General features: G+C 66.5%; 23 protein-coding genes and 1 tRNA gene. 6 read left to right on the top strand and 18 right to left on the bottom strand.

The window, feature by feature from the left end; genetic code table 11:
- Window positions 1–420 precede the first annotated feature (420 nt).
- Window positions 421–1380 (top strand): IS110 family RNA-guided transposase, encoded by a 960-nt coding sequence (locus tag ACW173_RS17610; protein ID WP_492081387.1) that lies wholly within the window; start codon window positions 421–423, stop codon window positions 1378–1380.
- Window positions 1381–1444: 64 nt separating this feature from the next.
- On the opposite strand, the gene ACW173_RS17605 is transcribed toward ACW173_RS17610, so the two are convergent.
- Together ACW173_RS17605 and ACW173_RS17600 are read right to left on the bottom strand one after the other, a co-directional pair.
- Window positions 1445–2995 carry an alkaline phosphatase gene (locus tag ACW173_RS17605; protein WP_492081386.1) on the bottom strand — a complete coding sequence of 517 codons (1551 nt, stop codon included), beginning with the start codon at window positions 2993–2995 and terminating at the stop codon, window positions 1445–1447.
- 80 nt (window positions 2996–3075) lie between these two features.
- Window positions 3076–4107 carry a COX15/CtaA family protein gene (locus tag ACW173_RS17600; protein WP_492081385.1) on the bottom strand — a complete coding sequence of 344 codons (1032 nt, stop codon included), beginning with the start codon at window positions 4105–4107 and terminating at the stop codon, window positions 3076–3078.
- A 145-nt stretch (window positions 4108–4252) separates the two neighbouring features.
- On the opposite strand from ACW173_RS17600, the gene ACW173_RS17595 reads away from it, so the two are divergent.
- Both ACW173_RS17595 and ACW173_RS17590 read left to right on the top strand, forming a co-directional pair.
- Entirely contained in the window at window positions 4253–4504 is a 252-nt protein-coding gene (locus ACW173_RS17595; protein ID WP_492081384.1) for a GlsB/YeaQ/YmgE family stress response membrane protein, read from the top strand.
- 8 nt (window positions 4505–4512) lie between these two features.
- Window positions 4513–4737: a DUF2842 domain-containing protein gene (locus tag ACW173_RS17590; RefSeq protein ID WP_492086009.1), complete on the top strand. Its 225-nt coding sequence runs from the start codon at window positions 4513–4515 to the stop codon at window positions 4735–4737.
- Between the two features lie 83 nt (window positions 4738–4820).
- Here the strand turns inward: ACW173_RS17590 and ACW173_RS17585 are convergent.
- The 7 genes from ACW173_RS17585 to ACW173_RS17555 form a co-directional block, all read right to left on the bottom strand.
- Window positions 4821–4897, bottom strand: a tRNA-Pro gene (locus tag ACW173_RS17585).
- Window positions 4898–4960: 63 nt separating this feature from the next.
- Window positions 4961–5383: a MerR family transcriptional regulator gene (locus tag ACW173_RS17580; RefSeq protein WP_492081383.1), complete on the bottom strand. Its 423-nt coding sequence runs from the start codon at window positions 5381–5383 to the stop codon at window positions 4961–4963.
- A gap of 12 nt (window positions 5384–5395) precedes the next feature.
- Window positions 5396–5698, bottom strand: a complete 303-nt coding sequence (locus ACW173_RS17575; protein ID WP_291879223.1) for an integration host factor subunit alpha — start codon at window positions 5696–5698, stop codon at window positions 5396–5398.
- Between the two features lie 199 nt (window positions 5699–5897).
- The gene (locus ACW173_RS17570) at window positions 5898–6875 is read right to left on the bottom strand and encodes a beta-ketoacyl-ACP synthase III (protein ID WP_492081382.1); all 978 of its coding nucleotides are present in this window, start codon (window positions 6873–6875) and stop codon (window positions 5898–5900) included.
- Window positions 6872–7942, bottom strand: coding sequence for a phosphate acyltransferase PlsX (gene plsX, locus ACW173_RS17565; RefSeq protein ID WP_492081381.1), 1071 nt, complete (start codon window positions 7940–7942; stop codon window positions 6872–6874). The genes ACW173_RS17570 and plsX overlap by 4 nt, the downstream gene beginning before the upstream one ends.
- A 180-nt stretch (window positions 7943–8122) precedes the next feature.
- Window positions 8123–8659 carry a YceD family protein gene (locus ACW173_RS17560; RefSeq protein WP_492086008.1) on the bottom strand — a complete coding sequence of 179 codons (537 nt, stop codon included), beginning with the start codon at window positions 8657–8659 and terminating at the stop codon, window positions 8123–8125.
- Window positions 8656–9186 (bottom strand): ubiquinol-cytochrome C chaperone family protein, encoded by a 531-nt coding sequence (locus ACW173_RS17555; protein WP_492081380.1) that lies wholly within the window; start codon window positions 9184–9186, stop codon window positions 8656–8658. Before ACW173_RS17555 ends, ACW173_RS17560 begins: the two co-directional genes overlap by 4 nt.
- Before the next feature lie 120 nt (window positions 9187–9306).
- On the opposite strand from ACW173_RS17555, the gene ACW173_RS17550 reads away from it, so the two are divergent.
- Both ACW173_RS17550 and ACW173_RS17545 read left to right on the top strand, forming a co-directional pair.
- Window positions 9307–9792 (top strand): outer membrane protein assembly factor BamE, encoded by a 486-nt coding sequence (locus tag ACW173_RS17550; RefSeq protein WP_492081379.1) that lies wholly within the window; start codon window positions 9307–9309, stop codon window positions 9790–9792.
- Between the two features lie 275 nt (window positions 9793–10067).
- Entirely contained in the window at window positions 10068–10610 is a 543-nt protein-coding gene (locus tag ACW173_RS17545; protein ID WP_492081378.1) for a response regulator, read from the top strand.
- An 88-nt stretch (window positions 10611–10698) separates the two neighbouring features.
- On the opposite strand, the gene ACW173_RS17540 is transcribed toward ACW173_RS17545, so the two are convergent.
- From ACW173_RS17540 to glyA, 7 genes are all read right to left on the bottom strand, one after another.
- The gene (locus ACW173_RS17540) at window positions 10699–12837 is read right to left on the bottom strand and encodes a sodium-translocating pyrophosphatase (RefSeq protein ID WP_492081377.1); all 2139 of its coding nucleotides are present in this window, start codon (window positions 12835–12837) and stop codon (window positions 10699–10701) included.
- Window positions 12838–13098: 261 nt separating this feature from the next.
- Window positions 13099–13584, bottom strand: a complete 486-nt coding sequence (locus ACW173_RS17535) for a hypothetical protein (RefSeq protein WP_492081376.1) — start codon at window positions 13582–13584, stop codon at window positions 13099–13101.
- A gap of 115 nt (window positions 13585–13699) precedes the next feature.
- Window positions 13700–14758, bottom strand: a complete 1059-nt coding sequence (thiL, locus tag ACW173_RS17530) for a thiamine-phosphate kinase (RefSeq protein WP_492081375.1) — start codon at window positions 14756–14758, stop codon at window positions 13700–13702.
- A complete protein-coding gene (nusB, locus tag ACW173_RS17525) occupies window positions 14718–15167 on the bottom strand; it encodes a transcription antitermination factor NusB (protein WP_492081374.1) in 450 nt (149 codons plus the stop codon). The genes thiL and nusB overlap by 41 nt, the downstream gene beginning before the upstream one ends.
- Complete coding sequence (locus ACW173_RS17520; protein WP_492081373.1) at window positions 15164–15628, bottom strand: 6,7-dimethyl-8-ribityllumazine synthase; 465 nt, start codon at window positions 15626–15628, stop codon at window positions 15164–15166. Before ACW173_RS17520 ends, nusB begins: the two co-directional genes overlap by 4 nt.
- Window positions 15629–15692: 64 nt before the next feature.
- Window positions 15693–16166 (bottom strand): transcriptional regulator NrdR, encoded by a 474-nt coding sequence (gene nrdR / locus ACW173_RS17515; protein WP_492081372.1) that lies wholly within the window; start codon window positions 16164–16166, stop codon window positions 15693–15695.
- 32 nt (window positions 16167–16198) lie between these two features.
- Window positions 16199–17485 carry a serine hydroxymethyltransferase gene (gene glyA / locus ACW173_RS17510; protein ID WP_492081371.1) on the bottom strand — a complete coding sequence of 429 codons (1287 nt, stop codon included), beginning with the start codon at window positions 17483–17485 and terminating at the stop codon, window positions 16199–16201.
- Window positions 17486–17649: 164 nt separating this feature from the next.
- Between glyA and ACW173_RS17505 the strand changes: the two genes are divergently transcribed.
- Window positions 17650–18093 (top strand): Ros/MucR family transcriptional regulator, encoded by a 444-nt coding sequence (locus ACW173_RS17505; RefSeq protein ID WP_492081370.1) that lies wholly within the window; start codon window positions 17650–17652, stop codon window positions 18091–18093.
- A 185-nt stretch (window positions 18094–18278) separates the two neighbouring features.
- On the opposite strand, the gene hemA is transcribed toward ACW173_RS17505, so the two are convergent.
- Window positions 18279–19505: a 5-aminolevulinate synthase gene (hemA, locus tag ACW173_RS17500; protein ID WP_492081369.1), complete on the bottom strand. Its 1227-nt coding sequence runs from the start codon at window positions 19503–19505 to the stop codon at window positions 18279–18281.
- Window positions 19506–19683: 178 nt separating this feature from the next.
- Entirely contained in the window at window positions 19684–20580 is an 897-nt protein-coding gene (gene mmsB / locus ACW173_RS17495) for a 3-hydroxyisobutyrate dehydrogenase (protein WP_492081368.1), read from the bottom strand.
- Window position 20581: the final 1 nt, after the last annotated feature.

The following is a 20581-nucleotide window of genomic DNA, read 5'->3' as shown; positions in this document are numbered from 1 at the left end:
TCCAAACGCCCTCCCCCGCGACGGGGATGGCTATGATTGTGCGGCGGCTTTGAACGCGGATCATTCAGGGCTGCGTAAAATCGATAAGTGCTTGATTTCGCTGGATTGGATGTTGCGAATTCCGGGGATAGAGCGCGCTCAATCCCCCTTCTCCCCTTGCGGGAGAAGGTGTCGGCGAAGCCGACGGATGAGGGGTTGATAACCCGATCCGCTGTGCAACCCCTTGTCTGTGGGCGATTGTCGTAAGGTGTTGCGGTCTTCCGGGACGCCCGCCTGGCGCGCCAACGCCAAGCGGGCAGTCGGCGGAGGGGCCGATAGCCCCTGAGCGTTGGGCGCTGAGGGTGAGCAGGGCCGCCGCCGACGTTTCATGACCCGGATGGTTGCAGGGACGGATGGGTCCGAAGCCACAAGGATGGGTCGATGGAACGGGTGCAGCGTAACACGACAATCGCCGGGATCGATGTGGGCAAGTCTTGGCTGGACGTGGCGATCCACGGCCAGGAGGAGGCGCGTCGGTTCGGCAACGACGAGGCGGGCCTGGCGGCGCTGATCGCCTGGCTGGTCGAGCAAGGCGTGGTCCGGGCGGGGTTGGAGGCGACGGCCGGCTACGAGCGGGCGGCGCGGTCGAGGCTGGAGGCGGCGGGCTTTGAGGTGATCGTCCACCAGCCGCTGGAGGTTCGGCTCTTTGCTCGGCTCAAGCGCTGGAAGGCCAAGACCGACCGGCTGGACGCGGCCCTGATCGCGGCGGCGACAGCCCAGGTCGAGGCGGTTCGAGCCGCCCAGGACCCGCGCTTGGTCGAACTGGCCCAACGCTTGACCGCCTATGAGCAGATTACCGACCAGGCCGCCGAGCTGAAGACCTTCATGGAGCACGTCGACCTGCCGGATCTGGTCGAGGCGATGGGCGAGCAGATCCAGAGCCTGTCGCGTCTCAAGGCCAGACTGGCCGCCGAGATCCTCGTTCGGATCAAGGCCCGCGCCGATCTTCTGGCGCGCTACCGCCTGCTGCTGTCGCTGCCCGGCGTCGGGCCGATCGTCGCCGCCAGCCTGGTGATCCGCATGCCCGAGCTTGGCGCCATGCGGCGCGGCCAGCCGGCCGCCTTGCTCGGCGTCGCCCCGTTCGACCGGCAATCGGGTCAATGGAAAGGCCAGAGCTTCATTGGAGGCGGTCGAAACCGACCCCGCCGAATGCTCTATCTCGCCGCCATCGCCGCCAAGCGCTGCGACCCAGGCTTCAAGGCCTTCGCCAGCCGCCTGCTCAAGGCCGGCAAGCCCCCAAAGGTCGCCATCGTCGCCGTCATGCGAAAGCTCATCGAGGCCGCCAACCTCGTTCTGGCCAGACAGCAGCCTTGGACCATGCAAACCACATCAACAACATAGTTGCTCACCCGACCGCCTGCGGCGGCCACCCTCTCCCGCGAGGGGAGAGGGGTTTGACGCCGTCCTAGAACGGCCAGCCCTTCTTCTTGGCCTTGGTCGCCGCTGCCGGCGCGGCGGCCGCAACCTCCGCCTTTGCATCAAAGCCAAACGCGTGGCGCATGACCTGGAAGATGTAGCTCTCCTCGACCACGCCGCGCAGCAGGAAGGCCCGCGGACCGTCAGCGAACACGCCCACGTCCTCGCCGGCATGGGCGGCGCTGCCCAGGTTCACGGCGGCCTGCTGATGATAGTCGATGTCGTCCACGTCTTCCTTGGCCGGGTCCTTGCGGGTTTCATCGCCCGCCGGACCGCCGGGGCCGGTGGCGAACATCAAGGTCGTGTAAGCCTTGCCGTCGCCGGCCAGGATGGGCTCGCCTTCGTTGCCGGCCAGGCCCAGGATCGGCGCGTTGCGGGCGGCGTAGCCCGAGATCACCAGGCCGTGGCTGTGATCGGCGGTGACGACGACCAGGGTGTCCTTCAGGTCGACCTTGCCTAGCACCGCCTCGACCGCCTTCGAGAACTCGACGGTCTCGCTCAGGGTGCGCCTGGCGTTGCCCAGGTGGCTGCCCATGTCGATCTTGCCGCCCTCGACCAGCAGGAAGTAGCCGTTCGGGTTCTTGGACAACACGTCGACGGCCGACAGGGCCATCTGGGCCAGGGTCGGGACGCCCTCGCCCAACGCCGGACGCTCCACCTCGTAGGGCAGGTGCTCGGGCGCGAAAAGGCCGAGCACATGCTTGGTATCGACCGGGATCGCCTTCAGCTGGTCGACCGTGGTGACGTAGGACGAACCCGCGCCTTCGGCCTTCAGCCACTCGGCGGTCAGGTCGCGGCCGTCGGCGCGCTTGCCGTTCTTGTCGCCGGGCAGGAAGCGCGAGCGGCCGCCGCCCATGACGACGTCCAGGCGCAGGGCGTCCGGGGCCTCGATCAACTGGCGAGCGATGTCCTTGCAGCCGGCCCGCAGGGCCTCGGCCGGCATGTCGCCGTCGCCTTCCCAGTCACGATAGGCCGTGTGGGCGTAGGCGCCGGCGGGGGTGGCGTGGGTGACGCGCGTGGTGGTGACGACGCCGGCGGCGCGACCGCTGGCCTTGGCCAGCTCGGCCAGGGTCTCGACGCTGGCGCCCTTCTCGGTCTCGCACTTCTCGCCGATCGCCGCGCCGGTCAGGCCGATGACCTTGTTGCGGGTCTTCACGCCGGTCATGATCGCCGTGATCCCGGCGGCGCTGTCGGTGACCTGGGTGTCGTGGCTGTAGGTCTTGGAGAGCGCCGAATAGGACAGCTTCTCGAAGGCCAGCGAATTCGACTCGCCATCCACGCCCTTCAGCTGGCCGTCATAGATGCGGCCGGCCGTGACCGTCGAAATGCCCATGCCGTCGCCCAGGAACAGGATGACGTTCTTGGCCTTGCCCGTGTTGGGGACCACGGCGATCTGGCGCGCCAGGGCGGCTTCGCCGGCCTTGTAGTACGGATCGCTGGCGCTGGCGGAGACCGGCGCCTGGGCCGAGGCGATGGCGGGCAGCGCGATGGCGGGAACGGCGACGGACGCGACGAGGGCGAGAACGAGAGGGCGGATCAAGGCCAAGCTCCATGAGGAATCGGCCCGATTTGCGCTCGGCGTGTGACAGTTGTTCCGGGCTTATGTTGCAGCCCGAAAAATCAGGGTCTCCGCACTCGCCAGGCGAAGGCGGTCGCCGTGGCCAGCAGCAGCGCCGCCCCCGCCTGGTGCAGCACGCCTAGGACGATCGGCGCAGAGGCCATCAAGGTCCAGACCCCCAGAGCGGCCTGCAGGGTCACGACGATCGCCACCGCCAGGCCCGCGCCCTTGCTGCCCGCCGCCAGAGGACGATCCCGCTGCGCCACGACGCCGATGACGATCCCCGCGATGAACAGGGCGTAGGCCACGAGGCGGTGATGCAGCTGCACCGCGCCCTGGCTGTGGGCCAACGTGCCCCAGAGGCCATGTCCCGCATATTGGGCCGGGAAGAAGTCGCCATTCATCAGCGGCCAGTCGTTGTAGACGAGGCCCGCGTCATTGCCGGCCACCAGCGCGCCCAGCAGGCTCTGGAAGAACACCGCGCCCAGGAAGGCCAGGGCCCAGCCACGCCAGGCCGAGCGCTCCTCGACCCGCGGCGAGCCGCTCCAGGCGTCCAGGGCCGTCCAGATCAGGACGACGAACAGCGCCAGCGCCAAGCCCAGGTGGATCATCAACCGCTCAGGGGCGACCGAGACACGCTCGGAAAGGCCGCTCGACACCATCCACCAACCCACCAGACCCTGCAGCCCGCCCAGGCCCAGCATGATGGCGCAACGCACGATCAGGCGGCGCGGGATGTCGCGACGGATCAGGAAGACGGCGAACGGAATGGCGAAGACCGCGCCGACGGTCCGGCCCAGCAGACGGTGCGCCCACTCCCACCAGAAGATGCCCTTGTACCCCTCCAGGGTCATGTCGGGGTTCACCAGCTGGAACTGGGGGATCTTCTTGTAGAGCTCGAAATTCTCGCGCCAGGCCTGCTCGGACATGGGCGGCAGAGCGCCCATGATCGGCTTCCACTGGGTGATCGACAGGCCCGAGTCGGTCAGGCGGGTCGCGCCGCCGACGACGACCATGGCGAACACCATGGCGGCGACGATGAAAAGCCAGATCGCGACGGGGCGCGAACGGTCGGAACGCAGGAAAGACGTCATAGGGCCTGAAAAGCGTCACTAGTGGGCCGAAATGCGGCGCAATCTCCCTACGCCCCCCGCTTGCGCGCATCAATGTTTCTGTGGCTCAGCATGACGGCGCCGTGGGTTCGTGCGAGAAACAAGCGTCTTTGGGGCGGAGAAGACGATGAGCGGCATGGGCGTATTCGCGGCGGCGGTGATCGGCATTCTGGCCGGCTGGATCGCGGACATCGTGCTGGGCCGCCGGCACTCGCTGTTCTTCAAGCTCTTGATCGGCGTGATCGGCTCGTTCATCGGAGCGTTCATCGCCTCGCGCATCGACCTGCGCTTGCCTGGCTTCCTGGGCGAGCTGATCGTCTCCAGCGTGGGCGCGATCCTGTTCCTGGCCGTATTGGGCCTCTTCCGGAGAACCGCGTGAGCGCTCCTATGATTCCGGCGCGCCTGCGCAAGCTGATCGGCTCCGTCGCCGTGATGGCGGTCCTGTTCGCCTGGATCTGGGCCTTCACCAGCCTCTATGACCGCCTGCCGCGGAACCGCTTCGTGCACCTCGTCTATTTCGTGGCGCTGGGCATGGGCTGGATCCTGCCGGTGATTCCGCTGATCTCGTGGATGGGCAAGGCCGACAAGCCGCTGGATGTCGGCCAAAGGTAATCTGGAAATGAAAAAGGCCGCCCCGAAGGGCGGCCTTTCGTCTTCCGCTCAATTCCCAAAGGAAAAGGCTTTCCCGAAGGAAATGGTCGGAGCGACAGGATTCGAACCTGCGACCCCTTGACCCCCAGTCAAGTGCGCTACCAGGCTGCGCCACGCTCCGACGCGGAAGGAGCGCCCTTATAGGCGCCGCTCTTTCGTTGGGCAACACCGATTTCGGACGAAATCAAACGCGGGTCAAAAGCCCGTCCAGGCGCGACTTGATGGCCGTCAGATCGTCCAGCGCGAAGGCCAGCCGATCGCGCGCCTCGCCGTTCAAGCGCGGCGCCGCCGGGGCGTCGTAGTCGAAATCAGGATCCAGGGTCGCCGAGCCGTTCGAACCGATGCCGGCGGCGATAACCTGGGCCAGGCCTTGGTCGCGATGCAGTTTCTGCACGCCCTTGATGGTCAGGCCCTCGCTATGCAGCAGGGCGCGGACGCCGTTCAGCACGGCTACGTCCTGCGGGCGGTAAAAGCGTCGCCCGCCGGCCCGCTTCATCGGGCGGATGAAGGAAAACTTGGTTTCCCAGAAACGCAGGACGTGCTGCGGCACGCCCAGCTCGTCGGCTGCCTCGGAAATCGTGCGGAAGGCGTTGGGCCCCTTCGCCACCGCATTGATTCCCTAGCCGCCGAGCGCGCGGTCGATTCGCGCCTTCATGACCTGGGAAGCGCGGAAACCGATCACCCGACGGGGCTCGATCTCGGCGGGCTCGCCGGTCTTGGGATTGCGCCCCATGCGGGCGCGCTTGGCGCGGACCTGGAAGACGCCGAATCCGGAAAGCTTGACCGTTTCACCCTCCTCGAGCGCCTCGGCCACGAGATCCAGGGTGCGCTCGACGAGACCAGCGCAGTCCTGACGGGTCAATCCGACCTCTTCATGAACCGCCTCGCATAGGTCGGCTCGGGTCAAAGTAGCGCCCTTCATGCAACCCCCTTCACGCGTATCTTGGCGGCCTGGAAGACCACCTACGATGGTGCACTCGCGGTAAATCCAGGCTCGTCGCGACCGCCCTCAACTGGCCGCGCCCGAATTCACCGACGACCTCATGCCGCGATTACCGCATGAAGTCAAAGACTCAACGCCAGGAGTTCATGCCCGGCGGCAAGGCCGGGCAAGCTGCGCCCTAAAGGCGCAGAACGCAGGCGCCCCAGGTCAGGCCACCGCCCATGGCCTCCAGCAAAAGCAGGTCGCCCTTCTTGATTCGACCGTCCTTCACGCCGTGCGCGAAGGCCAGCGGGATCGAGGCGGCCGAGGTGTTGGCGTGAATGGCGACCGTCGAGATCACCTTGTCCTCGTCGATGCCGCAACGGTGGGCCACGCCGGCCAGGATACGCTGGTTGGCCTGGTGCGGGATGAACCAGTCGACATCCGCCACCTCGACGCCGGCCTTGGCGGCGGCCGAATGGATGGCCTCGGAGATATTGACCACGGCGTGCTTGAAGACCTGGTTGCCCAGCATGCGCAGCTTGCCCACCGTGCCGGTGGTCGAGACGCCGCCGTCGACGTAGAGCAGGTCCTGCTTGGTTCCGTCGGCGCGCAGGGCAAAGCCCAGCATGCCTTCGTCGGCCGTGGTCCCCTCGCCTTCCTTCGGCTCGAGCACGATCGCGCCGGCGCCGTCGCCGAACAGCACGCAGGTGCCGCGGTCGCTCCAGTCCATCAGGCGGGTCATGGTCTCGGCGCCGATGACCAGGGCGCACTTGGCGTGGCCGCGCGCCACGAAGCCGTCGGCGACGCTCATGGCGTAGACGAAACCCGAGCAGACGGCCTGGACGTCGAAGGCGATGCCGACCGGCGCGCCCAGCTTGCGCTGCACGATGGTCGCGACGGCCGGGAAGGTCAGATCGGCCGTGGTGGTGGCGACGATGATCAGGTCGACGTCGGCGGCGGTCTTGCCGGCCGCCTCCAGCGCGTCCTTGGCGGCCTCGAAGGCCAGGTCCGAGACCGGCTGGTCGTCGGCGGCCTGGTGGCGCTGGCGGATGCCGGTGCGCTCGACGATCCACTCGTCGCTGGTGTCGACGAACTTGGCCAGATCGTCGTTGGTCACGACCTTGGGCGGCAGATACGCGCCGACGCCGGTCACTACGCTGCGGGTTACGCTCACTCGGCCGCTCCCTGATCCTGCTCCAGCACCGGAGCTTCGTCCTTGGCCGCGGCGGCGGTCAGGCGCTTCAGATTTCTATCGATCTCGGCGCGGAAATCGCTGCGCGCGAGATTGGTGGCGACCCGGATGGCGGAGGCGAAGCCGTTCACGTCCGCGCCGCCGTGGCTCTTCACCACGATGCCGTTCAGGCCCAGCAGCGGAGCGCCGTTCACCCGGCTCGGATCCAGCCGCTGACGCATCTTGCCCAGCGCGCCCGAGGCGATCACCGCGCCCAGCATGGCCAGCGGACCCGAGGTCAGGGTCGACTTGATTTCGTTCGAGAAGAACCGCGCCAGACCCTCGGCCGTCTTCAGCGCCACGTTGCCGGTGAAGCCGTCCGTGACGATCACGTCGACGGTGCCCAGGGCGATGTCGTTGCCCTCTACGAAGCCGTGATAGTCGAAATCCAGCTTGGTCTCGCGCAGGACGGCGTGGGCTTCGCGGACCTCCTCGTGGCCCTTCTGGTCCTCCGAGCCGACGTTCAGCAGGCCCACGGTCGGGCGCTTGGAGCCGTGCACGGCGTGGTGGAAGGCCGCGCCCATGATGGCGAACTCGACCAGTTGCTCGGCGTCGCTTTCGACATTGGCGCCGACGTCCAGGACCGCCGTGACACCCTTCATGGTCGGCCAGTTGGCGACGATGGCCGGACGCTCCAGGTCCGCGCCCATGCGCAGGATCAACTTGGAGATGGCCATCAGCGCGCCGGTGTTGCCGGCCGAGACACAGGCCTGGGCCTGGTTCTCGCGCAGGGCCTCGACGGCGTTCCACATCGACGAGCCCTTGCCCCGGCGCATGGCCTGGGCGGGCTTTTCGTCCATGCCGATGGCCTTGTCGCAGTGGCGGACCTCGCTGACGGCCTTGGCGGCCGGGTGCCTGGCCAGTTCAGCTTCGATCTTCGCGCCGTCGCCATGCAGCAGAAACCGCACTCCCGGCTGCGCCTTGGCCGCCAGGGCGATACCGGGCACGACGACGGAGGGGCCGTGGTCGCCGCCCATGGCGTCGACGGAGATGACTACGGATTGGGACACGTGGCGCTTAGAGCTCCGGCAGGCGGCCCGCCGCCCTCAAGGCGGCGGACGATACATCCGCGTGAATATCACGCAAGCGGTCGAGTCGGCATCGGGTCTGCCTGAGCAGACCCGACCTACTTAGGGGAGCGTGACGGTCGCCGAAACCGCTCACACTTTCGGCTGTCACGCTCGTTTGACCTACTCGTCCTTCGTTTTCAGGCTCTTCAACGCCGCGAACGGGGAAATTTCGCCCGGCTCGGGCGGCTGCACGAACACCGCGCCCGGCTTGCGCGGGAACGGATCCAGCTCCAGGGCCAGGTGCTCGATCACGTAGCCGGAGACGTCGACCTTCTCGCCTTCCAGGACGTCCGGCGGATCGTCGGCGTCCGGATCGACGCCCAGGTCGCCGCTGTCCTCGCCCTGCGGCGCGTTCTTGCTGTTGGCCGGCAGCACCCGCAGGTCAAAGCGCGCGTCGATCGGGGTTTCGAAGTCATCGGCCGTCGCGCTGCAGGTCTGAACGACCCTGGCGCGCAAGACGCCGGAGACTTCAGCCCCGTCCAGCCAAGAGGTCAGGAACACCTCGGCGCTGAGGGCCTCCAGGCTGACGAGGCCCAACTGCTTGGCGATCGCCTTGCGCTGGTCGGCCGAGGGCTCGAGCTTCAGCTTCACGGCGCCACGGTCGACCTGGGCCAGCGGGATCTCGCAGGGCCAAGAAGCGTCCTTGGGGGCGGTCACGGGGTCGGCCAAGTCACGTCTCCTTGCAGCATGGCGTCCAGCGGCTGCTCCGCCAGCGCCATGCGCGTCTTGATCACATAGGCGGTAAGGGCGGCGACATCACCCTCCCCGCGCTCTTCGAAGGCGTTGCGGGCCAGGAAGCCGTTCAGGGCCGCCTCGTCCGGCAGGGTCGCGACCGCGTCGTCATAGGCCTTGAGGCGGCCATAGAAGGCGCCGGCCAGCTTCTTCATCTTCTTGCCGACCGAGGTGTCGGACACCCCGATCTGGCGGAAGGCGTCGTCGAGACCCTTCACGTAAGAATCAAAGACGGCCTGCGAGGTCTCGGCCGCGGCGTCGCCCCGCCCCTTCAACCGTTCGATCAGGAAGATGACGTGCAGGCTAAAGAGTTCGAACCGGCCCTCCATCGAGTCGCGGACGCCAAAGTCGCGATAAAAGGCCGCGGATCGCGCCTGGCCCACGGCTCCCGCATAGAGCTTGGCCCCCGCCGCCTTGGCGGGCCTGGGCTTGAGCCACCGATCCAGAAACATGAAACGCCTCGATTTCGCCGCGACATCCCGCTAGACGCGGGGTCCGCTTTCACGCGGGCATTGAACTAAGCTCCCGCGGGCGATAGGTCAAAGTCTGCATTTTTCCGGTTCGGAGCCTCGATGTCTCGCCCCGCCGTTTTCGCCGCCGCCATTCTCGGCCTGGCGATCGCCACCTCCGCCTGCACGCCGCTGACCAGCTACTCCGGCTTCCAGGCCATCGAGGCCAAGCCCGCCGACATGAAGGTCGGCGAGGACAGCAAGTCGACCCTGATGGAAAAGCTGGGTTCGCCGTCGGTCGTTTCGACCTTCGACCAGAACACTTGGTACTACATCTCGCAGACCACCGACCGCGTGGCCTTCTACATGCCGCGCGTGATCAAGCGCGACGTCGTGGCCATCAAGTTCAACCCGGCCGACGAAAAGGTCGCCTCGGTGAACACCTACACGCTGAAGGACGGCAAGGTCATCGCCTACAACGGCCGTGAGACCCCGACCCGTGGCCGCGAGATGACCATTCTCGAGCAGCTGCTGGGCAACGTCGGTCGTGGCGGCATGCTCCCGCAGGACGACGAGGCTCCGGGCCAGCGTCCGGGCGAGCGCCGCTAAGCGTTTCAGAAGACCGTCGACAACTCGACAGTCTTGGAAAGCCGTCCACCGCAAGGTGGGCGGCTTTTTCGCGCCTGGATCGTGGCGCGCGGGCCTCACCTACTCAAAGGTGCGAGTAGAAGAACGCCTATTCATTCTGAATTCGTTATTCACCTTCTTAATTCAACCAAGTAACCGGGAATTCAACACTTCATAAACCCAAAACGAGGCAGGGTCGGACTCTGAACCCTTGAGGTTTCGGAGAATGAATTCACGGCGACGGAGGGAGGCGCACTGTGGAGGGCATGGATCTTCGTGACGTCGCCATTCTGCTGGTCGACGACAACGCCAACATGCGCAAGGTGGTCGGCCAGATCCTGAAAGCCGCCGGCGTGCGTAAAATCCGAGAGGCCAGCGACGGCCTCGAAGCGCTGAAGATCTTTCAATCGCAGGAGATCGACCTGATCTTCACCGACCTGATGATGCATCCGGTCGACGGCTTGGCGTTCATCCGCTGGATCCGCACCTCTACGGCCAGTCCCAATTGCTATGTACCGATCATCATGATGACAGGGCACGCCACCCAACGCTCGCTGAACGACGCGCGGATGGCCGGGGTTACCGAGTTTCTGGCCAAGCCGTTGACGGCGCGCGGGGTCATGCACCGGATCAACGAGGTCGTGAACAACCCCCGCCCCTTCGTGCGGGCCACCGAATATTTCGGCCCCTGCCGTCGCCGCAAGATCGACCACGACTTCCAGGGCGTCGAACGCCGTGGCGCGTCCGAGGTCGAGATCCAGGACGCCCTGGCCGAAATGGATCATGAAGACGTCTACTGAGTTCTTCTCAGTCCCCGAAAACAACGTCCTCGGAAAAACGCCCCGGAGTTTCCTCCAGGGCGTTTCTCTTTTCAGGCGCTGATCGAAATTAGACGCCGTGGGCCAGGACCGCGAGCAGCAGCAGCGCCACGATGTTGGTGATCTTGATCATCGGGTTCACGGCCGGACCCGAGGTGTCCTTGTAGGGGTCGCCGACGGTGTCGCCGGTGACGGCGGCCTTGTGGGTGTCGCCGCCCTTGGTGTGCAGGACGCCGTTCTTGTCGGTGAAGCCTTCCTCGATCACCTTCTTGGCGTTGTCCCAGGCGCCGCCGCCGCTGGTCATCGAGATGGCGACGAACAGGCCGGTGACGATCACGCCCATCAGCATCGCGCCGAGCGCCGCGAACGCGTCGACCTTGCCGGCGATGGCGTTGATCACGAAGAACAGCACCACCGGCGAAACGACCGGCAGCAGGCTGGGCACGATCATCTCGCGGATGGCGGCCTTGGTCAGGATGTCCACGGCCTTGCCATACTCGGGCTTGACCTCGCCGGTCATGATGCCCGGGTTCTCGCGGAACTGACGACGGACCTCGGCGACGACCGACTCGGCCGCGCGACCGACGGCGGTCATCGACAGGCCGCCGAACAGGAACGGCAGCAGACCGCCGAACAGCAGGCCGACCACGACGTACGGGTTCGACAGGTCGAAGGTCACCGGGCCCATGCCGTCAAAGAAGCTGCCCGGCGCCGCATTGGCCGAAAAGAACTTCAGGTCCTCGGTATAGGCGGCGAACAGCACCAGGGCGCCCAGGCCGGCCGAACCGATGGCGTAGCCCTTGGTGACGGCCTTGGTGGTGTTGCCCACGGCGTCCAGGGCGTCGGTGGTGACGCGGACTTCCGGCGGAAGGCCCGCCATCTCGGCGATGCCGCCGGCGTTGTCGGTGACCGGGCCGAAGGCGTCCAGGGCGACGATGAAGCCGGCCAGCGACAGCATGGTCGTGGTGGCGATGGCGATGCCGAACAGGCCCGCCAGGTTATAGGTCACGACGATGCCGACGATGATGGTCAGGGCCGGCAGGGCGGTGGATTCCAGCGACATGGCCAGGCCCTGGATCACGTTGGTGCCGTGCCCCGAGACCGAGGCCTGGGCCACCGACTTCACCGGGCGGAAGTTGGTGCCGGTGTAGTACTCGGTGATCATCACGATCAGCGCGGTGACGACCAGGCCGGCCATGCCGCAATAGAACAGGCTGTCGGCGTCGAACGAGCGGTCTCCCACCGTCACGGCGGTCGGCACCAGTTGGTGGATCACGTACCAGACGGCCGGGATCGACAGCACGCCCGTGACGATCAGGCCCTGATAGAGGGCGCCCATGATGTTCTGGCTCTTGCCCAGACGCACGGCGAACGAGCCGATGATCGAGGTGACGATGCAGACCGCGCAGATGGCCAGCGGCAGCAGCATCATCGACGTCACGGCTTCCGTGCCGCGGAAGAAGATGGCCGCCAGGACCATGGTGGCGACCGTGGTCACCGCGTAGGTCTCGAACAGGTCGGCGGCCATGCCGGCGCAGTCGCCGACGTTGTCGCCCACGTTGTCGGCGATCGTGGCGGCGTTGCGGGGGTCATCTTCCGGGATGCCGGCTTCCACCTTGCCCACCAGGTCGCCGCCAACGTCGGCGCCCTTGGTGAAGATGCCGCCGCCCAGACGGGCGAAGATCGAGATCAGCGAGGCGCCGAAGCCCAGCGACACCAACGAGTCCACGACCACGCGATCGGTGCCGGCGTGGCCGCTCGACAGCAGCAAGCCGTAGTAGCCCGCCACGCCGATCAGGGCGAAGCCGGCCACCAGCATGCCGGTCACGGCGCCGGAGGTGAAGGCCATCGACAGGCCCTTGGCCAGGCTCTCGGACGAGGCCTGGGCCGTGCGGACGTTGGCGCGGACCGAGATCAGCATGCCCGCGAAACCGGCGGCGCCCGACAGGATGGCGCCCAGGGCGAAGCCGACGGGCTGCTCCCAAGATTTGAAAAAGAACGCCAGAACGGCGATCACCACCACGCCGACGATGGCGATCGTCGTGTATTGGCGGTTCAGATAGGCCTGCGCCCCTTCCTGGATCGCCGCGGCGATCTCCTGCATTCGTGCATTGCCGGCCGAGGCCCGCATCAGACTGGCCGATTGCACGGCGCCGTAAAGCACCGCCAGCAGCCCGGCCGCGATGGCCAGATTAAGCCAAAGACTCATTAGGTTCTTCGCCCCTTCGCGCTTCCAAATCACGAGGGGTGCGCCGGTCCCGGCGGCTAAGAGGCCCAACGAACGCCCAATATGCGAACGCCAGACCGCCGCCCGGATCGACGGGCGGGCCTTTGGCCTCGTGCCCCCTCGATGCTCCCTGAATGACCGCCGAACGGCGTCATCCAAATGAGACTGTCAGATGGCCGGGGGGTGCGCAACCCGTGTCGGTACAAGCGTTTGCCGCGGCAAAGCTTGGCCTTTCGCGCGGAATCAGGGGTTCAGAGGGCCCGTGCTGGTCGCCTTGGCGACATTCGCCTTGGGCGGCATCAGCTGCTGGCGAGGGATCTGCTTGACGATCTCGACCGAGGCGACCTTGCCCTTGCCGAACAAGGTGTTGCACTGGCCCAGGACGAAGCCGGTCAGGCGCGGGCCGTCGACTTCCTTCCAGGTGTCGGTGCGGGTGAAGGGGGTCTTGTAGGCCGCGCGGACGATGGCGTCGCGCAGCGCCGGCTCCTTTTCCTTGAAGGATTCGACCTCGGTGCCCGAGGTCAGCTTCAGGGTCATGGCCACGAAGACGTAGTTGACGATCCGGCCATTGGCGATGATCGGAATGGTCATCGAACCCAGCTTGTAGGTGGGATCGAGCGCCTGCTCCTCGCCTTCCTTCTTCTTCTCATTGGCCAGGGCCGGCGTCGTCAGGACGGCGCAGGCGGCGGCGAGCAGGAAGCGGCGCGAGAGCGTGACAAGTGCGGTCATGGGTGTTTCCCATAACCGACAGGCCTTGAGATTAGCCTAACTAGAGCTCGACCTGACTGCGTCAGGACGAGAGCTCTAGCCTTTTATTGGGACGCATTTCTCTTCGAGAAATGCTTTAGCCGTGCAGCCAGCCCAGGCGGGACGGCGTGACGTCGCGGCCCTTGTAGTAGGCGCTGACCCCCTCGCCTTCCACGAACTCGCCGATCTCGCTGACCTTCACGCCCGCGGCGGCGGCGGCCACGCGGAAGTTCCAGGCCTCGTTGGGATCGACGGCGCAGACGATCTCGTAGTCGTCGCCGCCGGAGGCCAGGGAGATGCGACCTTCGACCTGCTCGGGCTGCTGGTCCAGCCAGGCCTGGCCGCCCGGCGACAGCGGCAGGCGCTCCAGGTCGACGCGCACGCGGCAGCCGCTGGCCTTGGCGATGTGGGCGCTGTCGGCCAGCAGGCCGTCGGAGACGTCGGCGGCGGCCTTGGCGTGGACACGCATGGCGTCGCGCAGGGTCACGCGCGGTTCGGGCTGACGATAACGACGCAGCATGGAGCCGTCCGCGTCCACGACCTCGCCCCACTGGGCCAGCAGGCCCAGCCAGCCGTCGCCGATCGTGCCCGAGACCATCAGGCGATCGCCCGGCTTGGCCCCGCGCCGCAGGATGGCCCCGCCCCGCGGAACCCAGCCCAGCAAGGTCGCCGAGACGACCAGCGGCCCCGAGGTGGTGACGGTGTCGCCGCCCAGCAGCGAGATGTCGAAAGCAGCCCCATCCTCGGCCAGGCCACGGGCGAAGGTCTCGCGCGAGGCGACGTCGGAGCCCGAGGGCCAACCGACGGCGAGGAAGTAGCCGTAGGGTTCGGCGGCCTTGGCGGCCAGGTCCGAGAGATTGGTGCGCAGCAGCTTGCGCGCGACGACGTCCAGGGCCTCGTCGGCCAGGAAGTGCACGCCGGCCACCATGGCGTCCTTGGTGATCACCAGGTCATAGCCCGGGCGAGACGGCAGGACGGCCGCGTCGTCCAGAAGGTCCAGCGCCACCGGATCGCCGCGCGTCAGCGGACGCAGAAGCCGTTCGATATGGTCGAATTCCGTCGCCGGCGCCGCCGCCGTGGGCGGGGCGTCGTCTTCGGCGAACCAGTCGTCTTCGTCAGTCTCGTGCATCACGGGCGATCGCGTCGAGGGCGCCATTGATGAAGCCTGACTCGGGTCCTTCGAAAAAGGATTTCGCGATCTCGACGTATTCGTTGATGACGACCTCGGTCGGAACGTCCGGCCGATACATCAATTCGAAGGCCCCGGCGCGCAGCACGGCGCGGGCCGTGGCGTCCAGGCGTTCCAGACGCCAGCCCGAGGCCAAACGCTTGACGATGCCCTGATCGACCTTGGCCTGGTTGCTCACCACGCCCTTGGCCAGCTCGGCGAAGAAGGCTTCGTCGGCGGCGGCCAGGCGTTCGCCCTCGACGTCGCGGTCAAAGCGGTGCTCGCTGAACTCACGGACCACGGCGTCGACGCCCGCGCCCGAGACCTCCATCTGGTACAGGGCCTGGACGGCGGCGAGGCGCGCCACCGAGCGCGGTTGGATGCGGTTGCCGCTCATCGGGCCTGTCCCAGCAGTTGACGCTTCAGGGCGATGGTTTCCAGGCACGCCTTGGCGGCCGCGCCGCCCCGATCGCCTTCGCTGACCCGGGCGCGAACGAAGGCCTGGGCCTCGTCGTCGACCGCCAGCACGCCGAAGCCGATCGGCAGGCGCTTGCCGACGCCCAGATCCTGCAGGCCGCGGGCCGTCTCGTGGGCGACCAGTTCGAAATGGTAGGTCTCGCCACGAATGACCACGCCCAGGGCGACATAGCCGTCGTAGCGAACACCGACGGGCGTGTGGCCGGCGTCCTCGGCCAGGGCGATGGCGGTCGGGATCTGCAGCGCGCTGGAGACCGTGATCACGTCGTACTCGGCGCCCTGAGCCTCGATGGCCTGGGTCGCTCCGCGCAGCAGTTCGTCGGAGATCCCCGAATGGCTTCGGCCCTCCACGATCAACAGGCGGATGTTGTCTTCAACCATCTAGCTCGAATCTCCACGGCCGCGCTTGCCGCGCGACCAAAAGCACACATCAGGGATTAACGAACTATAGCTCGTCTTCGCCGCCGTCGCTCAGGCCTTCTTCGCCGAGGAACTTCGCGAAGTCGCTCGTTTCCTTGAAATCCCGATAGACCGAGGCGTAGCGGACATAGGCCACGTCATCGAGCGATTTCAACGCCTTCATGACCATTTCGCCCACCGTGGACGACGGAAGTTCGGTCTCGCCCATGCTTTCCAGCTGCCGGACGATGCCGTTGATCATGCGTTCGACACGCTCGGCCTCGACCGGACGTTTCTGCGTGGCCAGCGCGATCGAACGGACCAATTTGTCGCGGTCGAACGGCGAACGGCGACCCGAACGCTTCAGAATGATCAGCTCGCGCAGCTGAACGCGTTCGAAGGTGGTGAAGCGGCCGCCGCATTCGGGGCACATGCGGCGGCGACGAATGGCCGCGCCGTCTTCCGACGGGCGGCTATCCTTGACCTGGCTTTCGGCATGGCCGCAGAAGGGGCAACGCATGATGTGGCCCCTCCCGCGAAGCCTAAGCCATATTAGTTGTAGATCGGGAAGCGAGCCGTCAAGGCCAGCACTTCCTCGCGCACCTTGCCTTCGACCTCGGCATTGCCTTCCGGACCGTTGGCGGCCAGGCCGTTGACGACCTCGCCGATCAGTTCGCCCACGCGGGTGAACTCGGCTTCCTTGAAGCCGCGCGTGGTGCCGGCCGGCGTGCCCAGGCGGACGCCCGAGGTGATCGTGAACGGCGCGGTGTCGAACGGCACGCCGTTCTTGTTGCAGGTCATGTGGGCGCGCTCGAGGCTGTGCTCGGTGTCGCGGCCCGTCACGCCCTTGGGACGCAGGTCGACCAGCATCAGGTGGCTGTCGGTGCCGCCCGAGACGATGTTGACGCCCGACTTCAGCAGGGCCTCCGACAACGCCTTGGCGTTGGCGATGATCTGCTTGGCGTATTCCTGGAAGGACGGCTGCAGCGCCTCGCCGAAGGCCACGGCCTTGGCGGCGATGACATGCTCGAGCGGACCGCCCTGCAGGCCCGGGAAGACGGCCGAATTGACCTTCTTGATGATCGCCTCGTCGTTGGTCAGCACCATGCCGCCACGCGGACCGCGCAAGGTCTTGTGGGTGGTGGTGGTGACGACGTGGGCGTGCGGGATCGGGCTGGGGAACACGCCGCCGGCCACCAGGCCCGCGAAGTGGGCCATGTCGACCATCAGATAGGCGCCGATCGAGTCGGCGATCTCGCGGAAGCGCGCGAAGTCGATCTCGCGGCTATAGGCGCTGCCGCCGGCGATGATCAGCTTGGGCTTCTCGCGCTGAGCGATCTCGGCCACGCCGTCATAGTCGATCAACTGGTCCTGCTGACGGACGGTGTAGCTGATCGGCTTGAACCACTTGCCCGACTGATTGGCCGGCGAGCCGTGGGTCAGGTGGCCGCCAGCGGCCAGGTCCATCCCTAGGAAGGTGTCGCCCGGCTGCAGCAGCGACATGAACACCGACTGGTTGGCCTGCGAGCCCGAGTGCGGCTGGACGTTGGCGAAACCGGCGCCGAACAGCGTCTTGGCGCGTTCGATCGCGATGGTCTCGATCTCGTCGACGAACTCGCAGCCGCCGTAATAACGCTTGCCGGGATAGCCTTCCGCGTACTTGTTGGTCAGGATCGAGCCCTGAGCTTCGAGCACCGCCTTGGAAACGATGTTTTCCGAGGCGATCAGTTCGATCTGGTTTTGCTGACGGTCCAGCTCGCGACCGATCCGGTCGAAGATGTCACGGTCCGCGGTGGCGAGGTCCGCGCCGAAAAAGGCGCTGGTGTTGGCTTGGGTCATGACGCTCTCCAGGCGTTACGGGGAGTCAGCAGAGGCGCCCTCTTTAACGGGATGGGCGCGGCGATCAATCTCGGAACCACATGCTTAGCTGCGCGTTGCAGTCGCGCGGGGCGGCGTCCACCGCCCGCGAAAGAACATCTGCAACAACAGTAGTGGGGTATCTCATGGCGTCTCAGGGCGGCGGCACGGACACGACGAGCACGAACGACGTCGACATCCTGGGGCTCAGCGCCGAGATCGTGGCGGCCTATGTCGGCCAGAACACGGTATCCCAGACGGCCATACCGGACCTCATCCGCACTGTTCACGAGGCCTTGTCTTCGCTGAACAACGGCGGCGAGGCCCCGCGTCCGATCGAGAAGGCCAAGCCGGCCGTGCCGGTGGGCCGCTCGGTGCAGCACGACTTCATCGTCTGCCTGGAAGACGGGAAGAAGCTGAAGATGCTGAAGCGCTACCTGCGCTCGCACTACGACATGAGCCCCGAGGAATACCGCCGCAAATGGGGCCTGCCGCCGGACTATCCGATGGTGGCGCCGGCCTATGCGGCCCGTCGTTCTGACTTCGCCAAGAAGATCGGCCTGGGCAAGGGCGTGCGGCGCGGCAGCTAGTCGCATCCGGATTTCGAGACACGCGAACGCCGCCGGACTCCGGCGGCGTTTTTCGTTTCGACGATGTGCGATTCTGTCGAAGTTGAAGGTGCGTCTGTTCCTCTGAATGTGGCGAAGGCCACGTTCAAAATGTTCGGGATAGAGCCTGTTTATCCATTTCGGACGATATCCGAAATGGACAGGCTCTACGCCGCGTGACCGCCCATGCGGGCGACATTGCAGTGGGCCCACAGCTTTTCCATCGCCGTGACCAGCTTGCGCATCATGTCGTCGGTGTGGAACGGCGTGGGGGTGAAGCGCAGGCGCTCGGTGCCGCGCGGCACGGTCGGATAGTTGATCGGCTGCACATAGACGCCGTGGTCGGCCAGCAGCATGTCGCTGATCATCTTGGTGTGGATCGGATCGCCGACCAGCACCGGCACGATATGGCTCTCGTTTTCCATGACCGGCAGGCCGGCGGCCTTGAACATGGCCTTCAAGGTCGCGGCGCGCTCCTGGTGGATCTCGCGCACTTCCGGATGCTGCTTCAGCCAACGGACGCTGGCCAGGGCGCCGGCCACCAGCGCGGGCGGCAGCGAGGTCGTGAAAATGAAGCCCGAGGCCATCAGGCGGATGGCGTCGATCACCTCGGCGTCGCCGGTGATGTAGCCGCCCATGACGCCGAACGCCTTGCCCAGCGTGCCTTCGATGATGTCGATCTGGTCCATCAGGCCTTCGCGCTCGGCGACGCCGCCGCCACGCGGGCCGTACATGCCGACCGCGTGGACTTCGTCCAGATAGGTCATGGCGCCGTACTTCTTGGCCAGGGCGGCCGTGGCGCGGATGTCGGCGATGTCGCCGTCCATCGAATAGACACTCTCGAAGGCGACCAGCTTGGGCGCATCGGCCGGAGCCGCGGCCAGCAGTTCCTCGAGGTGGGCCAGGTCGTTGTGGCGGAACACCTTGCGCGGACCACCGCCGTTGCGAATGCCGGCGATCATCGAGGCGTGGTTCAGTTCGTCCGAGAAGATGATCAGGCCGGGCAGGATCTTCTGCACGACCGACAGGCTCGCCTCGTTCGAGACATAGCCCGAGGTGAACAGCAGGGCGCCTTCCTTGCCGTGCAGGTCGGCCAGCTCGGCCTCCAGCAGCACGTGGTCATGGTTGGTGCCGGAAATGTTGCGGGTGCCGCCCGAGCCCGAACCGTGGGCGTCGACGGCGGCCTTCATGGCGTCCATGACGACGGGGTTCTGGCCTTGGCCTAGATAGTCGTTGCTGCACCAGACCACGACTTCGCGTTCCGAGCCGTCCTGGCGGGTCCAGGTGGCGCGTGGGAACTGGCCGCGTTGACGCTTCAGGTCGGCGAAGACTCGGTACCGGCCTTCTTCGCGGATCTGGTCGACGGCGCTGCGGAACGCGGCTTTATAGTCCATGTCGATCTTCCAAACCGGCCGGACAATCGCCCGCCGGTCCCCTTATTCCAGGCTCGGCTTTTCGCACCAAGCGCCCTTAGTGTCCATCTAAGGGCGTTTACCTAGCAAATAGAATTGCGCGATTGGACGCATAGAGCACGCCTATCGACACCCCGATGGACACGCGGTCTTGGATGATTCAGTTGAGCTCCGCCAGCCTGCCGCGCAACATTTGGATCACGGCGGAAAAGTCCTTGCCCCCGAAACCGTTACCGTCGAACAGCGCGTACAGCGCCTCGGCCTGGGCGCCCATCGGCGTCGAAGCGCCCGCCTTGGCCGCCGCGTCCTGGGCCAGCTTCAGGTCCTTCAACATCATGGCGGTGGCGAAGCCACCTTCGTAGCGCCGGTCGGCCGGAGTCTGCGGTCCGACATCCGGCACCGGGCAATAGCTGGTCACCGACCAGCACTGACCCGAGGACTTGCTGGCGATCTCGAAGAAACGGTCGGCGGCCAGGCCCAGCTTTTCGGCCAGGGCGAAGGCCTCGCACGTCCCCAGCATCGAGACGCCCAGCAGCATGTTGTTACAGATCTTGGCCGCCTGCCCCGCCCCGTGGTCGCCGGCGTGGATCGTCACGCGCGACATCGGGGTCAGCGCCGCCTCGACGGCCGCGAAGTCGGCGTCACCGCAGCCGACCATGAAGGCCAGGGTCCCGGCCTCGGCGGCCATGATCCCCCCCGACACCGGCGCGTCGGCGAAACGGAAGCCGGCCTCGGCCGCCTGCTTGGCCACGACGCGGGCGCTTTCCACGTCGATGGTCGAGCAATCGATCAGCAGGGCCGACTTCGGCGCGTGGACAAAGACCTGCTCGCCATACACCGCGCGGACGTGGGGCCCCGCCGGCAGCATGGTGATCACCACCTCGGCGTCTGCCACCGCCTCGGCTACGGACGCCGCCGCGTGGCAGCCGGCCTCCACCGCCCGTCCGACCGCCGCCGCCGACAGGTCGAAGGCGCGGACCTGATGCTGGGCCCTGGCCTGGTTGGCGGCCATGCCGCCGCCCATGTTGCCCAGGCCGATGAAGGCGATGCGCGTCATT

Source organism: Caulobacter sp. ALps2, assembly GCF_058681635.1.
The sequence above is the reverse complement of the archived record's forward strand: the minus strand, read 5'-3'. Positions and strand labels throughout refer to the sequence as shown.

What these genes read in the sequence shown, in the direction of transcription:
- ACW173_RS17610 (WP_492081387.1), top strand. Translation starts at nt 421, where the DNA reads ATGGAACGGGTGCAGCGTAACACGACAATCGCCGGGATCGATGTGGGC.
- ACW173_RS17600 (WP_492081385.1), bottom strand. Translation starts at nt 4,107, where the DNA reads ATGACGTCTTTCCTGCGTTCCGACCGTTCGCGCCCCGTCGCGATCTGG.
- ACW173_RS17595 (WP_492081384.1), top strand. Translation starts at nt 4,253, where the DNA reads ATGAGCGGCATGGGCGTATTCGCGGCGGCGGTGATCGGCATTCTGGCC.
- ACW173_RS17590 (WP_492086009.1), top strand. Translation starts at nt 4,513, where the DNA reads ATGATTCCGGCGCGCCTGCGCAAGCTGATCGGCTCCGTCGCCGTGATG.
- ACW173_RS17575 (WP_291879223.1), bottom strand. Translation starts at nt 5,698, where the DNA reads ATGAAGGGCGCTACTTTGACCCGAGCCGACCTATGCGAGGCGGTTCAT.
- ACW173_RS17555 (WP_492081380.1), bottom strand. Translation starts at nt 9,186, where the DNA reads ATGTTTCTGGATCGGTGGCTCAAGCCCAGGCCCGCCAAGGCGGCGGGG.
- ACW173_RS17550 (WP_492081379.1), top strand. Translation starts at nt 9,307, where the DNA reads ATGTCTCGCCCCGCCGTTTTCGCCGCCGCCATTCTCGGCCTGGCGATC.
- ACW173_RS17540 (WP_492081377.1), bottom strand. Translation starts at nt 12,837, where the DNA reads ATGAGTCTTTGGCTTAATCTGGCCATCGCGGCCGGGCTGCTGGCGGTG.
- ACW173_RS17535 (WP_492081376.1), bottom strand. Translation starts at nt 13,584, where the DNA reads ATGACCGCACTTGTCACGCTCTCGCGCCGCTTCCTGCTCGCCGCCGCC.
- thiL (WP_492081375.1), bottom strand. Translation starts at nt 14,758, where the DNA reads ATGGCGCCCTCGACGCGATCGCCCGTGATGCACGAGACTGACGAAGAC.
- nusB (WP_492081374.1), bottom strand. Translation starts at nt 15,167, where the DNA reads ATGAGCGGCAACCGCATCCAACCGCGCTCGGTGGCGCGCCTCGCCGCC.
- ACW173_RS17520 (WP_492081373.1), bottom strand. Translation starts at nt 15,628, where the DNA reads ATGGTTGAAGACAACATCCGCCTGTTGATCGTGGAGGGCCGAAGCCAT.
- nrdR (WP_492081372.1), bottom strand. Translation starts at nt 16,166, where the DNA reads ATGCGTTGCCCCTTCTGCGGCCATGCCGAAAGCCAGGTCAAGGATAGC.
- glyA (WP_492081371.1), bottom strand. Translation starts at nt 17,485, where the DNA reads ATGACCCAAGCCAACACCAGCGCCTTTTTCGGCGCGGACCTCGCCACC.
- ACW173_RS17505 (WP_492081370.1), top strand. Translation starts at nt 17,650, where the DNA reads ATGGCGTCTCAGGGCGGCGGCACGGACACGACGAGCACGAACGACGTC.
- hemA (WP_492081369.1), bottom strand. Translation starts at nt 19,505, where the DNA reads ATGGACTATAAAGCCGCGTTCCGCAGCGCCGTCGACCAGATCCGCGAA.
- mmsB (WP_492081368.1), bottom strand. Translation starts at nt 20,580, where the DNA reads ATGACGCGCATCGCCTTCATCGGCCTGGGCAACATGGGCGGCGGCATG.